General features: G+C 66.7%; 16 protein-coding genes. 10 read left to right on the top strand and 6 right to left on the bottom strand.

The genetic code is table 11. The features are described 5' to 3' along the window. Nucleotides 1-15 precede the first annotated feature (15 nt). The 3 genes from NSQ78_RS06315 to uvrA all read right to left on the bottom strand — a co-directional run bounded on the left by NSQ78_RS06315 (nt 16) and on the right by uvrA (nt 4,245). Entirely contained in the window at nt 16-741 is a 726-nt protein-coding gene (locus tag NSQ78_RS06315; protein ID WP_049469056.1) for a hypothetical protein, read from the bottom strand. A gap of 97 nt (nt 742-838) precedes the next feature. After that, the gene (locus NSQ78_RS06320) at nt 839-1,246 is read right to left on the bottom strand and encodes a thioesterase family protein (protein WP_032956469.1); all 408 of its coding nucleotides are present in this window, start codon (nt 1,244-1,246) and stop codon (nt 839-841) included. Continuing rightward, nucleotides 1,246-4,245 carry an excinuclease ABC subunit UvrA gene (uvrA, locus tag NSQ78_RS06325; RefSeq protein ID WP_049469058.1) on the bottom strand — a complete coding sequence of 1,000 codons (3,000 nt, stop codon included), beginning with the start codon at nt 4,243-4,245 and terminating at the stop codon, nt 1,246-1,248. The genes NSQ78_RS06320 and uvrA overlap by 1 nt, the downstream gene beginning before the upstream one ends. 317 nt (nt 4,246-4,562) lie before the next feature. On the opposite strand from uvrA, the gene rplU reads away from it, so the two are divergent. The 3 genes from rplU (at nt 4,563) to cgtA (ending at nt 6,383) form a co-directional block, all read left to right on the top strand. Next, nucleotides 4,563-4,871: a 50S ribosomal protein L21 gene (gene rplU / locus NSQ78_RS06330; protein ID WP_005408557.1), complete on the top strand. Its 309-nt coding sequence runs from the start codon at nt 4,563-4,565 to the stop codon at nt 4,869-4,871. 18 nt (nt 4,872-4,889) lie between these two features. After that, entirely contained in the window at nt 4,890-5,153 is a 264-nt protein-coding gene (gene rpmA / locus NSQ78_RS06335; RefSeq protein WP_005408558.1) for a 50S ribosomal protein L27, read from the top strand. Between the two features lie 177 nt (nt 5,154-5,330). Next, a complete protein-coding gene (gene cgtA / locus NSQ78_RS06340; RefSeq protein ID WP_049469069.1) occupies nt 5,331-6,383 on the top strand; it encodes an Obg family GTPase CgtA in 1,053 nt (350 codons plus the stop codon). Between the two features lie 197 nt (nt 6,384-6,580). Here cgtA and rpsT read toward each other — a convergent pair whose 3' ends face one another. Continuing rightward, complete coding sequence (gene rpsT, locus NSQ78_RS06345) at nt 6,581-6,850, bottom strand: 30S ribosomal protein S20 (protein ID WP_005408560.1); 270 nt, start codon at nt 6,848-6,850, stop codon at nt 6,581-6,583. A gap of 117 nt (nt 6,851-6,967) precedes the next feature. Between rpsT and murJ the strand changes: the two genes are divergently transcribed. The 7 genes from murJ (at nt 6,968) to NSQ78_RS06380 (ending at nt 16,653) form a co-directional block, all read left to right on the top strand. Then, entirely contained in the window at nt 6,968-8,572 is a 1,605-nt protein-coding gene (gene murJ, locus NSQ78_RS06350; protein ID WP_064237896.1) for a murein biosynthesis integral membrane protein MurJ, read from the top strand. 75 nt (nt 8,573-8,647) lie between these two features. Further along, nucleotides 8,648-9,595, top strand: a complete 948-nt coding sequence (locus NSQ78_RS06355) for a bifunctional riboflavin kinase/FAD synthetase (protein WP_049469065.1) — start codon at nt 8,648-8,650, stop codon at nt 9,593-9,595. Beyond that, nucleotides 9,592-12,423: an isoleucine--tRNA ligase gene (gene ileS / locus NSQ78_RS06360; protein ID WP_064237897.1), complete on the top strand. Its 2,832-nt coding sequence runs from the start codon at nt 9,592-9,594 to the stop codon at nt 12,421-12,423. The genes NSQ78_RS06355 and ileS overlap by 4 nt, the downstream gene beginning before the upstream one ends. Next, a complete protein-coding gene (lspA, locus tag NSQ78_RS06365) occupies nt 12,423-12,947 on the top strand; it encodes a signal peptidase II (protein WP_053506130.1) in 525 nt (174 codons plus the stop codon). Before ileS ends, lspA begins: the two co-directional genes overlap by 1 nt. Before the next feature lie 27 nt (nt 12,948-12,974). Continuing rightward, nucleotides 12,975-13,925 (top strand): 4-hydroxy-3-methylbut-2-enyl diphosphate reductase, encoded by a 951-nt coding sequence (ispH, locus tag NSQ78_RS06370; protein WP_049466122.1) that lies wholly within the window; start codon nt 12,975-12,977, stop codon nt 13,923-13,925. A 182-nt stretch (nt 13,926-14,107) separates the two neighbouring features. Further along, nucleotides 14,108-15,991 (top strand): M61 family metallopeptidase, encoded by a 1,884-nt coding sequence (locus NSQ78_RS06375; RefSeq protein ID WP_064237898.1) that lies wholly within the window; start codon nt 14,108-14,110, stop codon nt 15,989-15,991. Then, the gene (locus tag NSQ78_RS06380; RefSeq protein WP_064237899.1) at nt 15,988-16,653 is read left to right on the top strand and encodes a lysoplasmalogenase; all 666 of its coding nucleotides are present in this window, start codon (nt 15,988-15,990) and stop codon (nt 16,651-16,653) included. The genes NSQ78_RS06375 and NSQ78_RS06380 overlap by 4 nt, the downstream gene beginning before the upstream one ends. Nucleotides 16,654-16,738: 85 nt before the next feature. Here the strand turns inward: NSQ78_RS06380 and NSQ78_RS06385 are convergent, their stop codons facing one another. Both NSQ78_RS06385 and NSQ78_RS06390 read right to left on the bottom strand, forming a co-directional pair. Next, nucleotides 16,739-17,446, bottom strand: a complete 708-nt coding sequence (locus tag NSQ78_RS06385; RefSeq protein WP_064237900.1) for a hypothetical protein — start codon at nt 17,444-17,446, stop codon at nt 16,739-16,741. Continuing rightward, entirely contained in the window at nt 17,443-18,399 is a 957-nt protein-coding gene (locus tag NSQ78_RS06390; protein WP_064237901.1) for a hypothetical protein, read from the bottom strand. The genes NSQ78_RS06385 and NSQ78_RS06390 overlap by 4 nt, the downstream gene beginning before the upstream one ends. Nucleotides 18,400-18,435 lie beyond the last annotated feature (36 nt).

Genomic DNA, 18,435 nt, shown 5'->3' on the forward strand with positions numbered 1-18,435 from the left:
CACTGCCAAAGAGGCTTACGACCAGTCGTACGAGAACAGCACGGTGCGGCTTTCCGGCTCGTACAACATCACGATCGCATCGGCGCCGGTGGCGCACCAGTTGTACCCGGCCACGCCGGCCACGGCGAAGAACGCGTTGCCGTTGCGGGTGATGACCACCGTTTCGGCATCGTCCGCAGCGTTGGGGTCATCGGCCGCGTCGGTAAAGCCCAGCTCGAATGCCGCGGGAATCTCTGCGGTCTCGGTCCAGTTGCCGAAACCGATCGGTCCCCCCAGCGTATCCAGGTAATCGCGCTCGCTGGGCTCGCCCTTGCCGAAGCGCGAGTAGCAGGCGAGGCGACCGTGGGCGGCATGGTAGTCACGCGCCTTGGCATAGCTCTCGCGCATCTGCGCGATGTGTTCCTGCGCGTGCCTGTCCTGCACCTGGTCGCCGATGAAATAGCCCTCGTTGCCAAGGAAGCGCATCTCGTTGCCGGCGGTCAGTTCGAAGGCAATCCAGTTGGTGCCGGTGAACTCGTTGTGGTGTTCTTCGGTGGTCTCGCCGATGCAGCCGTCATACGGCTCGATCGGGCACAGCATCGTTGCCACCTGGCCGGCCAGTTCCGGCCGCAGCACGCCCAGGTCGATCTTCAGCAGCGGCAGCAGGTGCTGGCCAAGCCAGGCCTGGTCGGCGGGGAACACGTCGGTGGGAAAGGGGACCATGCCGGGCAGCAGGTCGCGCAGTTCGGTCTGGTGGATCATGTCAGTCCTTTGATCAGTGTCGGTAGTGCCGGCCGCTGGCCGGCAACCTCATTGCCGCCGAAGCGTGCCGACCAAGGTCGGCACCTACCAGGGTGTGTCAGGTAGAGGCGCTGCGGATCGCCTCGGGCAGCGGCGCGCTCTTGCCGGTCTGGGTATCCATCCAGACCACCACCACGTTGCCGTCGGAATACAGCTTCGACGCGTCCTGCTGGTCGACGATGCGGTGGCCGATGGTCACGCTGCTGTTGCCCAGGCGCTCGACGAACAGCTCGACCAGGATGTCGTTGGGCCACACGATCGGCAGCCGGTAATTGACGTTGGTCGCGGCCACCACCGGTGCGATGCGGTCGGTCATCGACACGCCGTCCACGCCGAGCATCCAGCGCACGCGCGCCTCCTCCAGGTAGGAAATGTACTTGGCGTTGTTGACGTGGCCCATGCTGTCCATGTCGCGCCAGCGCACGCTGATCGGGATGCGGGCCAGGATCTTGTGTTCGCTGCTCATCAGGCGTCCTTCTTCTTGCTGGCAGTTGCGGTCTTGCTGGTCTTGCCGGTGCTCTTGGCGGCCACCGCCTTCTTCGCCACCTTGGCGGGCTTTTCAGGCTTCACCTTGCGCGGCGGGCGGGCGTCGGGCTTGTTGGCCACGGCGGCCGGCTGTTCCGGGCGCGCGCTGGTGGAAGGCAGCATGCGGGCCAGGAACTGGCCGGTGTAGGACTGCGGGCAGGCCGCCACGTCTTCCGGCGTGCCGGTGACCAGGATGGTGCCACCGCGATGGCCGCCTTCCGGGCCCAGGTCGACGATCCAGTCGGCGGTCTTGATCACGTCCAGGTTGTGCTCGATCACCACCACCGTGTTGCCCTCGTCGCGCAGCTTGTGCAGCACGCCCAGCAGCGCTTCGATGTCGTGGAAGTGCAGGCCGGTGGTCGGCTCGTCGAGGATGTACAGGGTGCGGCCGGTATCGCGGCGCGACAGCTCCTTGGACAGCTTCACGCGCTGTGCTTCACCACCGGACAGCGTGGTCGCGCTCTGGCCCAGCTTGATGTAGCTCAGGCCGACGTCGACCAGCGTTTCCAGCTTGCGTGCGATCGACGGCACCGGTTCGAACAGCTTCAGCGCATCCTCGACGGTCATTTCCAGCACGTCGTTGATGTTGAAGCCCTTGTACAGGATCTCCAGTGTCTCGCGGTTGTAGCGCTTGCCATGGCAGACGTCGCAGGGCACGTACACGTCCGGCAGGAAGTGCATCTCCACCTTGATCAGGCCGTCGCCCTGGCAGGCCTCGCAGCGGCCACCGCGCACGTTGAAGCTGAAGCGGCCCGGCGAGTAGCCACGTGCACGGGCTTCGGGCACCTGTGCGAACAGTTCGCGCAGGGGCGTGAACAGGCCGGTGTAGGTGGCCGGGTTCGAACGCGGGGTGCGTCCGATCGGCGACTGGTCGATGTCCACCACCTTGTCGAACAGGTCCAGGCCATCGATCTCCTTGTACGGGGCGACCGGGTGCGAGGAGCCATTGATCTCGTTGGCGGCCAACGAGAACAGGGTGTCGTTGATCAGGGTCGACTTGCCGGAGCCGGACACGCCGGTCACGCAGGTCAGCAGGCCCGACGGAATCGCCAGGTCCACGCCCTTGAGGTTGTTGCCGCTGGCCCCGCGCAGGTGCAGGGTCATCTTCGGGTTCGGCTTGTGCCGGCGCGCCGGGATCTCGATCGCGCGCTTGCCCGACAGGTACTGGCCGGTCAGCGAGCGCGGTGCCTCCAGGATGTCCTGCAGCGTGCCCTGGCCGACGATCTCGCCGCCATGCACGCCCGCGCCCGGGCCGATGTCCAGCACGTAGTCGGCCAGGCGGATCGCGTCCTCGTCATGCTCGACCACGATCACCGTGTTGCCCAGGTCGCGCAGGCGGGTGAGGGTGCCGAGCAGGCGTTCGTTGTCGCGCTGGTGCAGGCCGATCGATGGTTCGTCGAGCACGTACATCACGCCGACCAGGCCGGCGCCGATCTGGCTGGCCAGGCGGATGCGCTGCGCCTCGCCACCGGACAGGGTGTCGGCCTTGCGCTCCAGGGTCAGGTAATCCAGGCCGACATCGACCAGGAAGCCGAGGCGTTCGCCGATTTCCTTGACGATCTTCGCGGCGATCTCGCCACGCCAGCCGGGCAGGCTCAGTTCGCTGAAGAATTTCAGCGCCTCGTCGATCGGCAGCACCACCAGCTCCGGCAGCGGGCGGTCGGCCACGAACACGTTGCGTGCCGCCTTGTTCAGGCGCGCGCCATGGCATTCCGGGCACGGCTGTTCGCTGATGTACTTGGACAGCTCTTCGCGCACCGCCGGCGATTCGGTTTCCTTGTAGCGGCGCTCGAGGTTGGGAATGATGCCCTCGAAGCGGTGCTTGCGTTGGGTGCGGCCACCGGCTTCGGTGAAGTAGGTGAAAGTGATCGCCTCATCGCCGCTGCCGTACAGCACGGCCTGCTGCACGTTCTGCGGCAGCGAGTTCCATGCCGCGTCGACGTCGAACCGGTAGTGCTTGGCCAGCGAGGCGATCAGCTGGAAGTAATAGGCGTTGCGACGATCCCAGCCGCGCACCGCACCGGCGGCCAGCGACAATTCGGGATGCACCACGACGCGCGAAGGATCGAAGAACTCGGCCATGCCCAGGCCGTCGCAGCCGGGGCAGGCGCCCATCGGTGCGTTGAACGAGAACAGGCGCGGTTCCAGCTCCGGCAGCGAGTAATCGCAGACCGGGCAGGAGTACTTGGAGGAGAACAGCGTCGGCGAAGCGTCGGCACTGTCCAGGCTCTGCACCGAAGCCATGCCATCGCCCAGCTTCAGCGCGGTCTCGAAGCTCTCGGCCAGGCGCTGCTTGATGTCCTCGCGCGGGCGGAAGCGGTCGATCACCGCCTCGATGGTGTGCTTCTGGCGCAGCGCCAGCGGCGGTACCGCGTCGATTTCATGCAGTTCGCCATCCACGCGTACACGCACGAAACCCTGCGCGCGCAGCTGGTCGAACACCTGGGCATGCTCGCCCTTGCGGTCGCGGATGACCGGCGCCAGCAGCATGTAGCGCTGTTCCGGGTCCAGGGTCAGCACCTGGTCGACCATCTGGCTGACCGTCTGCGCCTCCAGCGGATAGCCGTGGTCCGGGCAGCGCGGGGTGCCGACGCGGGCGTACAGCAGGCGCAGGTAGTCGTAGATCTCGGTGATCGTGCCGACCGTGGAACGCGGGTTGTGCGAGGTCGACTTCTGCTCGATCGAGATCGCCGGGGACAGGCCCTCGATGTGGTCCAGGTCCGGTTTTTCCATCACGCTCAGGAACTGGCGCGCATAGGCCGACAGCGACTCGACGTAGCGGCGCTGGCCTTCTGCATAGATGGTGTCGAACGCCAGCGAGGACTTGCCCGAGCCGGACAGGCCGGTGATCACGATCAGCTTGTCGCGGGGCAGGTCGAGGTCGAGGTTCTTCAGATTGTGCGTCCGCGCGCCGCGGATGCGGATGAAATCCATCGCCATGGGGGATCCGGTTGTGGGGGCGTTGGCTGGGTGCCGGGCCAGCAGGGAACGGCAATCGGTCAGCCTACCGAGGTGACCAGATGGGGGCAATGGGCCACAATGCCAGCCCGGTGTCTCATCGGGTGAGACAGGCCGTCAGGCAGGGGTCAGATCCCTTTTCACGGCGTGACAGGGGTTCCGGCGCCGTTCCGGTGCCGTCTCCTTCGGCGTTCAGGGGTTGACTTGACCCGCGCCCGCTGATCTGCGTACAATCCCGCTCCTGTCCGCCCTCGATGGCGGCAGCTCAGACCACAATAACTACAGAGGAAGGCCTGGTCATGTACGCAGTACTGGTCACCGGCGGTAAGCAATACCGCGTGGCGCAGGGCGAAAAGCTCCGCATTGAAAAGCTCGAAGTCGAAGTCGGCAGCGAGATCAAGTTTGACAACATCCTGATGCTGGGTGACAGCGACGGCGTGAAGCTGGGCGATGCGCTGAAGGGCGCTGCCGTCACCGCCAAGGTCCTGTCCCAGGGTCGTGCTGACAAGGTCCGGATCATCAAGTTCCGTCGCCGCAAGCACCACATGAAGCGTCAGGGTCACCGTCAGTACTACACCGAAATCGAGATCACCGGCATCGCCGGCTAAGCATCAGGAGAAGCAGTCATGGCACATAAAAAGGGCGTAGGCTCCTCGCGCAACGGTCGCGACTCCAACCCGAAGTACCTGGGCGTCAAGATCTTCGGCGGCCAGGCCATCGAAGCCGGCAACATCATCGTGCGTCAGCGCGGCACCCAGTTCCACCCGGGCACCGGCGTTGGCCTGGGCCGTGACCACACCCTGTTCGCCCTCGTGGACGGCAAGGTGGAGTTCTCGGTCAAGGGCGCCAAGAAGCGTCGCACCGTCAGCATCGTCTCGGCCGACGCCTGATCCAGGCATCGCCGGCACCCGTGCCCCGGCATGGGAGTGCTGCATGAAGAGCCCCGCTTCGGCGGGGCTTTTCGTTAGAGTTGAAGCAAGACCGGCTGGGCCGGGTTGCCGGCCCGCGGCCGGCATGACATTCAAGGCGGCGGCCAGCAGGCCGCGCCCATCGCAGGCATCGAAACAATGAAACTGGTAGACGAAGCAGAAATCGAAGTGTTCGCCGGCAACGGCGGCAACGGCTGCATTGGCTTCCGTCGCGAGAAGTTCATTCCGCTCGGCGGCCCGGACGGCGGCGACGGCGGTGCAGGCGGCAGCGTGTACATCCGCGCCGACGAAAACCTGAACACCCTGGTCGACTTCCGCCATGACCGCATCTTCAAGGCGCAGCGCGGCGAGAACGGCATGGGCCGCCAGGCCTATGGCAAGGGGGGCGAAGACCTGACCATCACCGTGCCGGTCGGCACCGTGATCATCAACGTTGCCACCGATGAGGTCATCGGCGACCTGACCCGGCACGGCGACCGCCTGCTGGTGGCCAAGGGCGGGCGTGGTGGCCTGGGCAACATGCACTTCAAGAGCTCGACCAACCGCTCGCCGCGCCAGGCGCTGCCGGGCGAGCCGGGCGAAGAGCGTACGCTGAAGCTGGAGCTGAAACTGCTGGCCGATGTCGGCCTGCTGGGCTTCCCCAATGCCGGCAAGAGCACCCTGATCCGTGCCGTTTCGGCAGCGACGCCGAAGGTGGCCGATTACCCGTTCACCACGCTGTATCCGAACCTGGGCGTGGTGAAGGTGGAGAACCATCGCAGCTTCGTGATTGCCGACATTCCCGGCCTGATCGAAGGCGCGGCCGATGGCGCCGGCCTGGGTGCGCAGTTCCTGCGCCACCTGCAGCGCACCCGCCTGCTGCTGCACCTGGTCGACATCTCACCGATGGAAGGCGGCGTGGAAGGCATTTCGCCGGTGGAGCAGGTGCGTGCGATCGAGCGCGAGCTGGAAAAGCACGACCCGGAGCTGCTCAACAAGCCGCGCTGGCTGGTGCTGAACAAGGCCGACCTGATGTTCGAAGACGAGGCGCAGGCCGCGGCCGAGCAGATCGTCGCCGAGCTGGGCTGGAAGGAGCCGTGGTTCCTGGTTTCCGCGCTGGGGCGCGAAGGCACCTTCCCGATCATGAGCCGGATCATGGCCTTCTTCGATCGCCAGAAGGAAGAAGAACAGGAAGCCCGCGACGCGCAGTAACGTCGACGGCTGGCCGACTGGCGTTGGCAGAAACCCGGCTCCGGCCGGGTTTTTTGTTGGGTAGTGCCGGCCGCTGGTAAGCAATCCCGGTCGCGCGGGCCCCGTAAGATCGCCCGGATCGCAGGCAACAAAAAACCCGGCCGAGGCCGGGTTCTTGTCTGCTGCCGCGCCCCGAAGGGCAGGGCGGCAACGCCGGATCAGGCGGCCTTGAGGGCCTTGATGCGGTCGTTCAGGCGGCTCTTGTGGCGAGCAGCCTTGTTCTTGTGGATCAGGCCACGCGCGCTGAAGCGATCCAGGATCGGCTGGGCAACGGCGAAGGCGGCTTCAGCGCCGGCGGCATCGTTGGCGTCCAGCGCCTTGATCACTTTCTTGACAGCGGTGCGCAGCATCGAGCGCTGAGCCACGTTGCGCGCGTTGCGCACGACGGTCTGCTTGGCGCGCTTCTTGGCGGACTTGATATTGGCCACGGTGGTGGTTTCCTGAAAAAATCGGTGTTATGGGAACAGCAAGCTGGCTAGTATGATGGCCCGAGAAATGCACGTCAAGTCGATTGTCAAGAGGGACGCTGAGTGAGTTCACCGAAGATGTTGCGGGGCCTGCTGTCGTTCAGCAGCATGACCATGGTCTCGCGGGTGCTCGGACTTGTCCGTGACCAGGTGATCACCACCACGTTCGGCACCAATGCGGTTACCGATGCGTTCTGGGTTGCCTTCAGGATACCCAATTTCCTGCGCCGGCTGTTCGCCGAGGGGTCCTTCTCCACCGCCTTCGTGCCGGTGTTCACCGAAGTGAAGGAAACCCGCAGCCACGCCGAACTGCGCGAACTGATGGCACGTACCGCCGGCACTCTGGGTGGGGTGCTGATGCTGGTGACCGCCCTGGCGCTGATCTTCGCACCGCAGCTGGCGGTGGCATTCTCAAGTGGCGCTGATACCGACCCGGTCAAGCAGACCCTGCTGGTCGACCTGTTCCGGCTGACCTTCCCGTTCCTGCTGTTCGTGTCGCTGACCGCGCTGGCCGGTGGTGCGCTGAACAGTTTCCAGCGCTTTGCGATGCCGGCGCTGACCCCGGTCATCCTCAACCTGTGCATGATCGCCGGCGCGCTGTGGCTGGCGCCACGCCTGGGCGGCACGCCGGAAAAGCAGATCCTGGCGCTGGGCTGGGCGGTACTGGCCGCCGGCATCCTGCAGCTGCTGTTCCAGCTGCCCTCGCTGAAGGGCATCAACCTGCTGACCCTGCCGCGCTGGGGCTGGAACCATCCGGGGGTGCGCAAGGTGCTGACGCTGATGGTGCCGACGCTGTTCGGTTCGTCGGTGGCGCAGATCAATCTGCTGCTGGATACCCTCATTGCCGCCAAGCTGACCGACGGCTCGCAGTCCTGGCTGTCGCTGGCTGACCGCTTCCTGGAGCTGCCGCTGGGCGTGTTCGGCGTGGCCCTGGGCACGGTGATCCTGCCGGCGCTGGCCCGCCACCACGTCAGCACCGACCGCGAGGGCTTCTCGCGCTCGCTGGACTGGGGCCTGCGCATGACCCTGCTGATTTCCGTGCCGGCCATGCTGGGCCTGGTGCTGCTGGCCGAGCCCCTGATCGCCACGCTGTTCCAGTATCGCCAGTTCACCGCCTTCGATACCCGCATGACCGCCCTGTCGGTATACGGCCTGAGCTTCGGCCTGCCGGCGTTCGCGCTGCTGAAAGTGGTGCTGCCGGCGTTCTATGCGCGGCAGGACACCAAGACCCCGGTGCGTGCCGGCGTGGCCGCGCTGGTGGCCAACATGGTGTTCAACTTCGCGCTGCTGGCGGTGCTGTACCAGGTGATGGTGCCGGACGCGCTGAAGGCGCAGGGCGTGATGACGGCGATCGGCAAGCAGCCGGGCCTGCACCTGGCGCTGGGCATTGCCAGTGCGCTGTCCAGTTACCTGAACCTGGGCCTGCTCTGGTACTGGCTGGGCAAGACCGATGTCTACCAGCGCCGGCCGGGCTGGGGCAGCTATCTGGTGCGGCTGCTGGTGGCCTGCCTGGCCATGGTCGGCGTGCTGCTGGCCCTGCTGTACTGGGTCCCCGACTTCACCGGCATGGACAAATGGCACCGGATCGGCGGCCTGATGCTGCTGGTCGGCGGCGGCGGCCTGACCTACCTGCTGGCCATGCTGGCGATGGGCTTCCGCCCGCGCGACCTGCGCGGTCATTGATCGCGGCGTGTGGCGGCTATACTTCAGGGTTACACCATTGAAGCGGCGGCCCCGACCGGGCCGGAACGAGAGTTGATGAGCAGGCTGTTCAGAAGCGTCGAGGGCGGGGAGCTGTTCCCCAACGGAAGCGTGGTCTGTATCGGTGCATTCGACGGCCTCCACCTGGGCCATCGCGCACTGGTCCGCCACGCCGTTGCCCGCGCGCGCGCCTTGGGCGTGGCCGCAGTGGCCGTGGCATTCGAGCCGCTGCCGCGTGAGTTCTTTGCGCAGGGCACGCCACCGCCGCGGCTGACCCTGGCCCGCAGCAAGGTCGAGATCCTGCACGAGCTTGGCGTCGATGCGGTCGGCCTGCTGCGTTTCGACGCGGCGATGGCGGCGATGCCGGCCGAGGCCTTTGTGCGCCAGCTGCTGGTGCACCGGCTGGGGGCCCGTGAAGTGTGGATCGGGCCGGAGTTCTGCTTCGGCAACCGTCGGCGCGGCGACCTCGCCCTGCTGCAGCGGCTCGGCGCAGAGCTGGGTTTCAGTGCCGGCGAGATCGAAGCGGTCGACCTGCACGGCGAGCGCATTTCCAGTACGCGCATCCGCCAGCTGCTGAAGGACGGCGATTTCGCCCGCGCCAACGACCTGCTCGGCCGTCCGTACACGATCAGTGGGCGGGTGGTGCGCGGGCGCCAGCTCGGCCGTACGCTGGGTTTCCCCACCGCCAACCTGCGCTTCCCGAAGACCCCAGCGCTGTCGGGCATCTACGCGACCTGGGTGCACGGCGTGTTCGACCAGCCGTGGCCCTCGGTGTCCAGCTTCGGCACCCGGCCGACCGTGGACGGCGTGGAGCCGCTGCTGGAAGCCCACCTGTTCGATTTCCAGGGCGACCTGTACGGGCGTCACATCGACGTGGAGTTTGTCGCCAAGCTGCGCGACGAAGAGAAATTCAATGATCTGGCGGCACTGACCGACCAGATGCACCGCGACGCCGAACAGGCGCGCGCCCTCCTTTCCGAACATAGATTGCGAGCCACTGCGTGAGCCAGGACTACAAGACCACCCTGAACCTGCCAGCCACCGAATTCCCGATGCGCGGCGACCTGCCCAAGCGCGAGCCGGGCATTCTGGCGCGGTGGGAAGCGCAGGGGCTCTACCAGCAGCTGCGTGACAACGCCGCCGGCCGCCCGCTGTTCGTGCTGCACGACGGCCCGCCGTACGCCAACGGCCGCATCCACCTGGGCCATGCGGTCAACAAGATCCTGAAGGACATCATCGTCAAGTCGCGCTACCTGGCCGGCTTCGATGCGCCCTATGTGCCGGGCTGGGACTGCCATGGCCTGCCGATCGAGATCGCGGTCGAAAAGAAGTGGGGCAAGGTCGGCACCAAGCTCGACGCGGTTGAATTCCGGCAGAAGTGCCGTGAGTTCGCCGAAGAGCAGATCAACATCCAGCGCGTCGACTTCAAGCGCCTGGGCGTGACCGGCGATTGGGACAACCCGTACAAGACCCTGAGCTTCGACTTCGAAGCCAATGAGATCCGTGCGCTGGCCAAGGTCGTCGCCAACGGTCACCTGGTGCGCGGCGCCAAGCCGGTCTACTGGTGCTTCGACTGCGGTTCGGCACTGGCCGAGGCGGAAATCGAGTACCAGGAAAAGGAATCGCCGGCGATCGACGTGGCCTACGCCGCGCGCGATGCGCAGGCCATCGGCCAGGCGTTCGGCGTGAGCGTGCCGGCCGACGTCGAAGTGGCCGTGCCGATCTGGACCACCACCCCGTGGACGCTGCCGGCCTCGCTGGCGGTGTCGCTGGGCGCGGAGATCAACTATGTGCTGGCCGAAGGCCCGGCGCACAACGGCAAGCGCCGTTGGCTGGTGCTGGCCGCCGCGCTGGCCGAGCGTGCGCTGCAGCGCTACGGCGTCGAGAGCGTGGTGCTGCACGGTGAAACCACCGGTGCGGCGCTGGAGAACCAGCTGCTGGCGCACCCGTTCTATCCGGAGCGCGACATCCCGCTGCTCAATGGCGACCACGTCTCCGACGAGGACGGTACCGGTGCGGTGCACACCGCCCCCGGCCATGGCCAGGAAGACTTCGTGGTCAGCCAGAAGTACGGCCTGCTGGACAAGTACAACGCCGGCCAGGTGACCCCGATCGACGGCCGTGGCGTGTACCTGGAATCGACCCCGCCGGCCGGTGACCTGGTGCTGGCTGGGCAGCACCTGTGGAAGGCGCAGGAAGCCATCGTCGGCGTGCTGCGCGACAACGGTTCGCTGCTGGCCTTCCACCCGATCCGCCACAGCTATCCGCACTGCTGGCGCCACAAGACGCCGGTGGTGTTCCGCGCCACCCCGCAGTGGTTCATCTCGATGGACAAGGCCAACCTGCGCAGCGATGCGCTGGCCGCGATCGACACCGTCGGCTGGTTCCCGACCTGGGGCAAGGCGCGCATCCAGAGCATGGTCGACGGTCGCCCGGACTGGACCATCTCGCGCCAGCGTACCTGGGGCGTGCCGATCGCACTGTTCACCCATCGCCAGACCGGCGAGATCCATCCGCGCTCGGTGGAGCTGATGCAGCAGGTTGCCGACCGCGTCGAAGCCGAGGGCATCGACGTGTGGTACTCGCTGGACGCCGCCGAACTGCTCGGCACCGACGCGGCCGACTACGAGAAGGTCACCGACATCCTCGACGTCTGGTTCGATTCGGGCGTGACCCATGAAGGCGTGCTCGCCGCGCGTGGCTTCGGCAAGCCGGCCGACCTGTACCTGGAAGGGTCCGACCAGCACCGTGGCTGGTTCCAGTCCTCGCTGCTGACCGGCGTGGCGATCGACAAGCGCGCCCCGTACAAGCAGTGCCTGACGCACGGCTTCACCGTGGACGAGCACGGCCGCAAGATGTCCAAGTCGCTGGGCAACGGCATCGAGCCGCAGGACATCATGAACAAGCTGGGCGCAGACATCCTGCGCCTGTGGATCGCCTCGGCCGACTACAGCAACGAGATGTCGCTGTCGCAGGAGATCCTCAAGCGCAACGCCGACGCCTACCGTCGCCTGCGCAATACCGCACGCTTCCTGCTCGGCAACCTGGACGGTTTCGATCCGGCCCAGCACCTGCAACCGCTCGAGCAGATGGTCGCGCTGGACCGCTGGATCGTGCATCGCGCGTGGGAGCTGCAGGAGAAGATCAAGGCGGCCTACGACGGCTACAACATGGCCGAGATCGTGCAGCTGCTGCTGAACTTCTGCAGCGTGGACCTGGGCTCGCTGTACCTGGACGTGACCAAGGACCGCCTGTACACGATGCCGACCGATTCGCACGGTCGCCGTTCGGCCCAGAGCGCGATGTACCACATCGCCGAAGCGTTCACCCGCTGGGTGGCGCCGATCCTGACCTTCACCGCCGACGAGCTGTGGGGCTACCTGCCGGGTGAACGCGCCGGCCACGTGCTGTTCACCACCTGGTACGACGGCCTGGCGCCGCTGCCGGCCGATGCCCAGCTCAATGCCGCCGACTTCGACCAGCTGCTGGCCGTGCGCGAGCAGGTGGCCAAGGTGCTCGAGCCGATGCGCGCCAACGGTGCGATCGGTGCGGCGCTGGAAGCGGAGATCACCATCGCCGCCAGCGAAGAGCAGGCCGCGCGCTGGCAGCCGCTGGCCGATGAACTGCGTTTCCTGTTCATCAGTGGCGACGTGCAGGTGCGCCCGGCGACCACCGACGAGGTGTTCGTCAGCGCCCAGCCGACCACCAAGGCCAAGTGCGTGCGCTGCTGGCACCACCGCGCCGACGTCGGCAGCAACGCCGACCATCCCGAGCTGTGCGGCCGTTGCGTGAGCAACGTGACCGGCGCCGGCGAAGTGCGGAGCTGGTTCTGATGGCCGCGCCCCGTCCGCATCCGAACGCCCTGATCTGGCTGCTGCTGTCGGTGGCCATCATCGGCCTGGACCAGTGGTCCAAGGCCTGGGTGCTGTCCAGCCTGCCGGAGTTCCAGCCGGTGGTGGTCATCGACGGCTTCTGGAACTGGTACCGCACCTACAACACCGGCGCGGCATTCAGTTTCCTGAGCGACGCCGGTGGTTGGCAGAAGTACTTCTTCACCGCGCTGGCCATCGCCATCAGCGGGCTGATGGCCTGGTGGCTGCGCGGCACCGCCCGCGGCAACTGGAAGGCCGCGGTGCCGTATGCGCTGATCATCGGCGGCGCCATCGGCAACGTGATCGACCGCCAGGTGCACGGCCACGTGGTCGACTTCATCCAGTGGTACGTGGGCAGCTACACCTGGCCCTCGTTCAACATCGCCGACTCGGCCATCGTGGTGGGTGCCATCGGCATCGCCCTGTTTGGCCTGTTCGACGGCAAGTCCGCCAAAAAGGCGGATAATGCCAACCCGAAACCGTAAGCCGGCTGCCGCCGGGAGACTGAACTGATGGATGTGCTGCTCGCCAACCCGCGTGGTTTCTGTGCCGGTGTCGATCGTGCGATCGAGATCGTCAAGCGCGCGATCGAAACGCTGGGCGCGCCCATCTACGTCCGCCATGAAGTGGTGCACAACCGCTTCGTGGTCGACGACCTGAAGCAGCGCGGCGCGATCTTCGTCGAAGAGCTCGACGAGGTTCCGGACAACAACACGGTGATCTTCAGCGCGCATGGCGTGTCCCAGGCCGTGCGCCAGGAAGCCGAACGCCGTGGCCTGAAGGTGTTCGACGCCACCTGCCCGCTGGTGACCAAGGTCCACTTCGAGGTTGCCCGCCACTGCCGTGCCGGCCGTGACGTGGTGCTGATCGGCCACGCCGGTCATCCGGAAGTGGAGGGCACCATGGGCCAATGGAACCGCGAGGCCGGGACCGGCCAGATCTACCTGGTCGAGGATGTCGAGCAGGTCGCCACGCTGCAGATCAACCAGCCGGACAACTTCGCCTACACCACCCAGACCACGTTGTCGGTGGATGACACGCGCGGCATCATCGACGCGCTGCGCGAGCGCTTCCCGGCGATGCAGGGCCCGAAGAACGACGACATCTGCTACGCCACGCAGAACCGCCAGGACGCCGTGCGCGACCTGGCCAAGCGCTGCGACCTGGTGCTGGTGGTCGGTTCGCCGAACAGCTCCAACTCCAACCGTCTGAGCGAGCTGGCCCGCCGTGAGGGCGTGGAGTCGTACCTGATCGACGGCGCGCACGAGATCGACCCGCGCTGGGTGGAAGGCAAGCAGCACATCGGCGTCACTGCCGGCGCCTCGGCGCCGCAGGTGCTGGTCGACGGCGTGCTGGCGCGCCTGGCCGAGCTGGGGGCCAGTGGCGTGTCCGAGCTGGATGGCGAACCGGAATCGATGGTGTTCGCGCTGCCGAAGGAACTGCGGCTGCGGTTGGTCGACTGACCGCGGAAGCGCCTCATCCACGCATGGCGTGGATCTACTGAAACTGCTCTGGTGGGTGCGAACCTGGGTTCGCACGCTTTTTCGCAGGCAAGGATGGGCGGCCTGCCCATGACCTTTGGCCATGGGGCAGGGCACGCTACAGGCCTAGCATCGGAGGATTCCCCGCTGTTGGAAGCTGCCTGATGAAGACCCGAGCCCTGGCACTGTCGTTGCTGTTTGCGCTGGCGGCCACGCCCGCGCTGGCGCAGGCCTCGCCGCCGGGGAATGCCGCAGCCGCCGGCCTGCTGCGCATCGATGTCGACGCGCGTGACCTGGCCCGGCGCATCTTCAAGGTGACCGCCACCGTACCGGCCAAGCCCGGGCCGATGACCCTGCTGTACCCGCAGTGGATTCCCGGCAACCATTCGCCCACCGGCCCGATCGACAAGCTGGCCGGCCTGCGCGTGACCGCCAACGGCAAGCCGCTGGCCTGGCAGCGCGACCAGTACAACGTCTATGCCTTCAAGGTGAACGTACCGGAGGGCGTCAGCGAGATCGTCGCCCACTTCGATTTCCTGTCCTCGCAGGGCGGCAGCCAGGGCCGGGTGGTGATGACCCCGGAAATGCTCAACCTGCAGTGGAACGCCAACTCGCTGTATCCGGCCGGCGTCGATGCGCGCCAGCTGCAGGCGCAGGCCAGCGTGACCCTGCCCAAGGGCTGGTCGTTCGCCACCGCTCTGGAGACCGCACGCCGCGACGGCGACACCGTGGTGTTCAAGCCGATCTCCTATGACCACCTGGTCGATTCGCCGCTGTTTGCCGGCGAGCACTATCAGCGCATTGATCTCGATCCGGACGCGAAGGTACCAGTGCACCTCAACGTGTTCGCCGACGACGCCAAGTCGCTGAAGCCGAGCGAGGCGCAGATCACGATGCACCGCGCGCTGGTGCAGCAGGCCGACAAGCTCTATGGCGCGCGCCACTACAACCACTATGAGTTCCTGCTGGCATTGACCGACCGCCTCGGTGGCATCGGCCTGGAGCATCACCGCTCCAGCGAGAACAGCGCCGACCCGGGTTACTTCACCGAGTGGGACAGCAACGCCTGGATGCGCGACCTGCTGCCGCACGAGTACACCCATTCCTGGAACGGCAAGTACCGTCGCGGCGCCGACCTGGCCACTGCCAACTTCAACGTGCCCATGGGCGACAGCCTGCTGTGGGTGTACGAAGGGCAGACCCAGTTCTGGGGGCAGGTGCTGGCGGCACGCTCGGGGTTGTGGTCGGCTGCGCAGGCGCGCGACATGCTGGCCAATGTGGCCGCGACCTATGACCGTGGCCGCCCGGGCCTGGCCTGGCGTCCGCTGCAGGACACCACCAACGACCCGACCATCGCCCAGCGCCGCACGCTGCCGTATCGCAACTACCAGATGAGCGAAGACTACTACTCCGGCGGCCAGATGCTGTGGCTGGAAGTGGAAGGCAAGCTGCGCGAACTGAGTGGCAACCGCCGCAGCCTGGATGACTTCGCGCGCGCCTTCTTCGGCGTCGGCAATGGCGACTGGGACGTCAACCCGTACACCTTCGACGACGTGGTCGCGACCTTGAACGGCATCGCGCCGTACGACTGGGCGACGTTCCTGCGCGGGCGCCTGGACGGCCACGGCGCGTTGACCGGCGGCCTGGAGCTGGCGGGCTGGAAGCTGGTCTACCGCGATACGCCGAACGATGCCTACAAGGCGCAGGAGAAGCGCGCCAAGGCCGCATTGCTGGCGTACTCGCTGGGTGCGACGGTGCTCGACAACGGTACGGTCGGCGACGTGATCTGGGACAGCCCGGCCTTCAACGCCGGCCTGGCGCCTGGCATGAAGGTGATTGCCGTTGGCGGACGCGAGTACAGCAGCCAGCGCTTGAAGGATGCGGTAGCTGCGGCGGCGAAGGACAAGGCGCCGATCGTGCTGTTGGTGAAGCAGTTCGACCGCATCGACGCGATGAACATCGACTACCACGGTGGCCTGCAGTACCCGGTGCTGGAGCGTATCGCCGGCAGGCCTGACCGCCTTGCGGAGCTGTGGAAGGCGCGATGACGCCGCGCGCCCGCGATGGCGTGATCCTGCTGATGGCGATCCTCGCCATCCTCGGCGCGTTCCTGGACGGTGACGGGCGCTGGCTGCACTGGCTGGCCAAGCCCGCGACCACGCTGCTGATCGCGGCCATCGCCTGGCGGGTGCGTGATCCCGCGCAGCCGTTCTACCGGCGCGCGGTCCTGGCTGGCATGCTGCTGTCGTGCGTGGGGGATATCGCGCTGATGTTGCCGATGGATGCGTTCGCGCCCGGACTGATTGCCTTCCTGCTGGCGCACCTCTGCTACATCGCCGCCTTCCGCGGTGGCCTGGGGGCGGGGCGTGGGCTGCTCGCCGCCACCCTGTTGCTGGGTGCATCCGCGGCGCTCAACGTAATGGGCCTGTGGCCGTACCTGCCCGCACCGATGCGCATTCCGGTGCTGGCATACGTGGTGGTGCTGGCCTCGATGGCGGTCCTGGCGCTCGCACGCCAGTGGCGGCGACCGCACACCGATGCAATGGAAGCCAGCAGCGCCCGCTGGGCGGCCTCCGGTGCGCTGCTGTTCGTCGCCAGCGATTCACTACTGGCCTGGGACCGCTTCGCCGGCGGCCTGCCACTGGCCAGCCTGCTGGTGCTCTCCACCTACTACGGCGCGCAGTACGCCATCGCCCGCTCGGTGAAATAGAAAAAGGGGACGGAGGGGATTAAGTCGTTTACAGCACCGTGGCGTAAACGACTTAATCCCCTCCGTCCCCTTTTTTTTGGGGGGGCTATCGGTGGCTTACGTTGCCGGGCCGGCCTTGCGCATCGAACGACAGTCGTGCGGACTGGCGATCACCGGCGACCTCGTCCGGCAGCCAGGCCAGGGTGCCGCCCTTGCGCACGATCACATAGACGTGGCCGACGTCACCCGGTGTGCCCATCAATGCGTTGCGCTGTGCCTGCAGCGCCTGCGCCACGCGGGGTACGGCCTCGAAATCGATGTTGGCCAGCGCCGTGCTGCTGCGGCGCAGGGTGATGGTGGGCGCGAAGCGTTGCGGATCGACCGGGTCGCCCTTGCGCCATTGACCACGCTCGAAGTGGTAGCTGTCGACGCGGGTCGGCTGCTGCGGATCGACCAGGTCCAGGTTGATGCGGCCGTCGTCGTAGAAGTGGATGCTGTGGAACACCGTCAGCCGGTGCCCAGCCAGCGCAGGCATCTGTTCCAGTGCCTGGCGGGCGGCCAGCAGGTAGTCCGCATCGAACAACCGGTTGTTGCGTTCGGGCACCAGCGGCGGCCGCGGCTCGGTCATCGGCGCGAGCGACGCGGGCCTCTCACGCGCGGGCGGCATGGCGATCGGCGCGCTCGCGCTGTCGGCCTGCACCGAATGGCCCAGTGTTTCGCCGATCGTCTGCAGCGCACCACTGGCAACGGCGGCGCCGGCCAGTACCAGCACAACGATGGAAAACACCACGGGTGCGGAAGGCGGCTGCTTCATACACCCTCCAGGCGCACGTTGCTGCGGTCATCCGGGTCGTACAGCAGCGTGACCCGCTCGCGCGGGAGGCTGGCCAGCTCGATCAGCGGGATGAAGCGGCGCACGCGGGCCTGCTGTACCTCGCCTTGGCGGTCGATGTACTCCAGCTGGAACTCCACCTGCGGCTGCTCGTTGAGATAGGTGCCGGTCTGGCGCAGCTTCAGCACCCGGGCCTCCACGCCGATGCCGCGATACTTCAGCGCGTCACCGCGGGCATCGGCCTGTAGCAGCCGGCCGAGCAGGCGCAGGCCCAGCGCGTAGCCGCACAACACCAGTGGGCACACCAGCAGGGGATGGCCGAAAGACAGGAAGGTCCAGCCCAGGCCCTCGCTCTGCAGCCGATAGGCGACCACGTAGGCACTGGCCACCGCCACGATGCCGATCACCGCACCGACACCACGGCGCCAGAGGCTGCCGACATCCAGCTCCGGTTGCGCCCCCTCCAGCACCACATTGGGAAACGCGCCCGGCGCGCGGCTCAGGCGGGCCTCGATGCGCTTGCCGGCCACGAAACGCTGCAACTGCGGCTTGCTGTCCACCACCAGCAGTTGTTCGCTGATCGGGGTGCCGGACAGGTTCTCGAAGGCCAGCTGCAGTTTCCATTGCGCCAGGCCACGCACATGCACGCCGGTCTGCTCGGCCTGTTCGATCAATGCGTCGCGCGCTTCACCGTCGGCCAGGATCGAGCGCACGCGATGCAGGGCACGCGGTGGGCCCAGCAGCAGGTAGTGCAGGAAGGCGAGCAGCAGGGCCAGCCACAGGATCACCGACAGCGCGAGCAGCAGCAGGGCCAGCCAGGGCGCGCTGCGGTCGGCCAGTTGCACCGGCCACGACGTGCCGACGTAGAGGATGCAGGGGAAGGGCAACGCGAAGAACAGCAGGAACGCGCCCCAGAACCAGAGATAGGCCTTCATGGGGTGGTGGGACCGATGGAACAGGTCGCGTAGGGT

The sequence above is a fragment of the Stenotrophomonas sp. FSL W7-1447 genome (assembly GCF_037966425.1).
In the GTDB taxonomy this organism is placed as follows: domain Bacteria; phylum Pseudomonadota; class Gammaproteobacteria; order Xanthomonadales; family Xanthomonadaceae; genus Stenotrophomonas; species Stenotrophomonas pavanii.

Excerpts from the sequence above, each read along its gene's own strand:
- NSQ78_RS06390 (WP_064237901.1), bottom strand. The coding sequence starts at position 18,399 with ATGAAGGCCTATCTCTGGTTCTGGGGCGCGTTCCTGCTGTTCTTCGCG.
- cgtA (WP_049469069.1), top strand. The coding sequence starts at position 5,331 with ATGAAACTGGTAGACGAAGCAGAAATCGAAGTGTTCGCCGGCAACGGC.
- NSQ78_RS06385 (WP_064237900.1), bottom strand. The coding sequence starts at position 17,446 with ATGAAGCAGCCGCCTTCCGCACCCGTGGTGTTTTCCATCGTTGTGCTG.
- ispH (WP_049466122.1), top strand. The coding sequence starts at position 12,975 with ATGGATGTGCTGCTCGCCAACCCGCGTGGTTTCTGTGCCGGTGTCGAT.
- rplU (WP_005408557.1), top strand. The coding sequence starts at position 4,563 with ATGTACGCAGTACTGGTCACCGGCGGTAAGCAATACCGCGTGGCGCAG.
- NSQ78_RS06375 (WP_064237898.1), top strand. The coding sequence starts at position 14,108 with ATGAAGACCCGAGCCCTGGCACTGTCGTTGCTGTTTGCGCTGGCGGCC.
- lspA (WP_053506130.1), top strand. The coding sequence starts at position 12,423 with ATGGCCGCGCCCCGTCCGCATCCGAACGCCCTGATCTGGCTGCTGCTG.
- murJ (WP_064237896.1), top strand. The coding sequence starts at position 6,968 with ATGTTGCGGGGCCTGCTGTCGTTCAGCAGCATGACCATGGTCTCGCGG.
- uvrA (WP_049469058.1), bottom strand. The coding sequence starts at position 4,245 with ATGGCGATGGATTTCATCCGCATCCGCGGCGCGCGGACGCACAATCTG.
- NSQ78_RS06320 (WP_032956469.1), bottom strand. The coding sequence starts at position 1,246 with ATGAGCAGCGAACACAAGATCCTGGCCCGCATCCCGATCAGCGTGCGC.
- rpmA (WP_005408558.1), top strand. The coding sequence starts at position 4,890 with ATGGCACATAAAAAGGGCGTAGGCTCCTCGCGCAACGGTCGCGACTCC.
- NSQ78_RS06355 (WP_049469065.1), top strand. The coding sequence starts at position 8,648 with ATGAGCAGGCTGTTCAGAAGCGTCGAGGGCGGGGAGCTGTTCCCCAAC.
- NSQ78_RS06380 (WP_064237899.1), top strand. The coding sequence starts at position 15,988 with ATGACGCCGCGCGCCCGCGATGGCGTGATCCTGCTGATGGCGATCCTC.
- NSQ78_RS06315 (WP_049469056.1), bottom strand. The coding sequence starts at position 741 with ATGATCCACCAGACCGAACTGCGCGACCTGCTGCCCGGCATGGTCCCC.